Source organism: Candidatus Protofrankia californiensis, from assembly GCF_900634765.1.
In the GTDB taxonomy this organism is placed as follows: Bacteria; Actinomycetota; Actinomycetes; order Frankiales; family Frankiaceae; genus Protofrankia; species Protofrankia californiensis.
Genome location: NZ_CAAAFT010000100.1, coordinates 3,400 through 4,003, shown reverse-complemented (window position 1 = coordinate 4,003; position 604 = coordinate 3,400). Strand labels below are relative to the sequence as shown.

The 604-nt window shown below is 72.2% G+C and carries 1 pseudogene; it reads left to right on the top strand.

The features are described from left to right. A pseudogene (locus tag DD1DGNOD_RS06045) lies at positions 1-604 on the top strand (NAD-glutamate dehydrogenase domain-containing protein); the annotation flags it as partial.

The window sequence follows — 604 nt, the reverse complement described above, 5'->3', positions numbered from 1 at the left end:
TCGACCGGGTCGGCGCCGGCTTCCTGCACCGCATGCGGGAGCTGACCGGCGCGGACACGGTCCAGAGCACGCGTGCGTTCGTCATCACCCGCAACCTGCTCGGCCTCACCGGCATCTGGGACGCCCTCGACGCGCACTGCCTCGGCGAAGACCTCCGTGAGGGCCTGGGTGAGGGCAGCCGCCCGCGCCCGACCGTGGGTTCCACCGACCCGGCCGCCGAGGCCCTGCTGCACTGCCACTTCGTCCAGGAGGAGGCCACGCTGTGGCTGCTGCGCTCCCGCCGGTCGCCCCTGGACATCACGGCCGAAACCACCCGCTACGCCGAGGGGATGGCCGAGGTCGCCGCGGCGCTGCCCACGGTGCTGGCCACCGTCGGGTCCGACCAGGAACTGACCGCCATCCTGCGGTTTGCCGAACAGCTCTACGAACGCGGCCTGCCCGCACGGCTGGCCGAACGCATAGCCTGGTTGGACGCGATGAGCCCGGCCCTGGACATCGTCGACGTGGCCCTGCGTAACGACCTTGAGCCGAGTGACGTGCTGCACGCCCACACCGCCATCGGGACGAGGCTGGGGCTCGGCCGCCTCGGCCTGGCGCACCTGAT